The organism is Arthrobacter sp. P1_A5 (assembly GCF_056406825.1).
Genome location: NZ_JBFTZL010000356.1, coordinates 1 through 1,222, shown reverse-complemented (window position 1 = coordinate 1,222; position 1,222 = coordinate 1). Strand labels below are relative to the sequence as shown.

Below are 1,222 nucleotides of genomic sequence, written 5' to 3'. Positions count from 1 at the left end.
GTACATTGCGCCGCCCGCCCCGGCGCCCATGATCCGGCCGCCGGCGCCCGCCCCGCGGCGCGTCGCTCCACCGGCGCCGCGGCCCATGGTTCCGCCGCCCGCCCGGGTGCCTGCCGGAAACGATCATGATGCCGACAACAACGGAGGACCGGACGACGGTGACGGCAACAAGTAGCAGCCACGGGGCGCTTGGGCCGGGCCCCGGCAGGGGGCTCCTGTTCGGGGTGCCGGCGGCGCTAGCGGCCTTGGCCCTCGGCGCGTGCGGCAGTCCGGCCGGGAACCAGACGGCGGCGCCTGCCTCCGGCCCCACCCCGTTCGCGTGGTTCCGTCCCGGACCGGCCCCGGCAGGATGGCAGCCGCTGGAGCTTCCGGACACGACAGCCGTGCTGGCCATCCCACCTGATGCCGCTCCCGTGCCGGGCGACCCCGGCAGCGTGTCCGCGACCGTCACCGCACCCGACGGGGACCTCCATATCTATCTCAATGCCACGCCGCAACAGGGCGACGAGTCGCTGGCCAATTGGCCCGAATTCCGGCTGGCCCATCTCAGAGGCGAGAACGCCGCATCCGCGAGCCGGCTGCAGTACCGCGCCGGAATGGGGTTCCGGGGAGGCACCGGTTCCTGCGTGGAAGACACCTATGTAACGCGGATCGGTGCCCACAATTACCGTGAAATAGCCTGCCTCGTTGCAGGAACCCGGGGAAGCAGCGTCCTGGTTGTGGCCACGCCGGCCGATTCCTGGGACCGCTTCAGCCCGGTGCTGCAGCAGGCGGTGGACGCGTATGCCCCCGAATAGGGGTACGCCCCCATCCCGATCGAGCAGGGTGGCCTGAACCGATGGAGGCAGCCGGCTGGCCGTGGCCGGTTGGTTTAGTCACAGCGAAGGCGGKAGACTGGATCAACTCGATCACGAAAGTGGGAACCACATGATCAATCTCAAGCAAGACGCCGAGGGGTTCATCCGCATGAACCGGCACTTCCCGGAAAAGTCGCTCATCAGCATCACGTTCACGGACGGCTCAGAACACGTCTATTCCGGGCACCGCCTCAACGGGATCTACGACGAGGCCCTGGCGGAGTACCGGGCGCAGAACCACCTGGATGCCAAGGGGTTCTCGCGGGCCCCCAAGAAAACGGTCCAGCCAGCGAACAAGATCGAGTTCGTTCCGGTGCACGCCGGAATGGACCCGTAGCGGCGCCCCTGGCCACCCAACGTCCGCG

At 68.7% G+C, this 1,222-nt stretch carries 2 protein-coding genes; both read left to right on the top strand.

Features of this window, described 5'->3' with window-relative positions:
• The first annotated feature begins 158 nt into the window (after positions 1 to 158).
• A complete protein-coding gene (locus tag AC1D1S_RS21255; RefSeq protein WP_476945077.1) occupies positions 159 to 797 on the top strand; it encodes a hypothetical protein in 639 nt (212 codons plus the stop codon).
• 130 nt (positions 798 to 927) lie between these two features.
• Positions 928 to 1,194, top strand: a complete 267-nt coding sequence (locus AC1D1S_RS21250; RefSeq protein ID WP_018772760.1) for a hypothetical protein — start codon at positions 928 to 930, stop codon at positions 1,192 to 1,194.
• Positions 1,195 to 1,222: the final 28 nt, after the last annotated feature.

Bases quoted from the DNA above. Each gene is read 5' to 3' on its own strand.
- AC1D1S_RS21250 (WP_018772760.1), top strand. From the start codon at position 928: ATGATCAATCTCAAGCAAGACGCCGAGGGGTTCATCCGCATGAACCGG.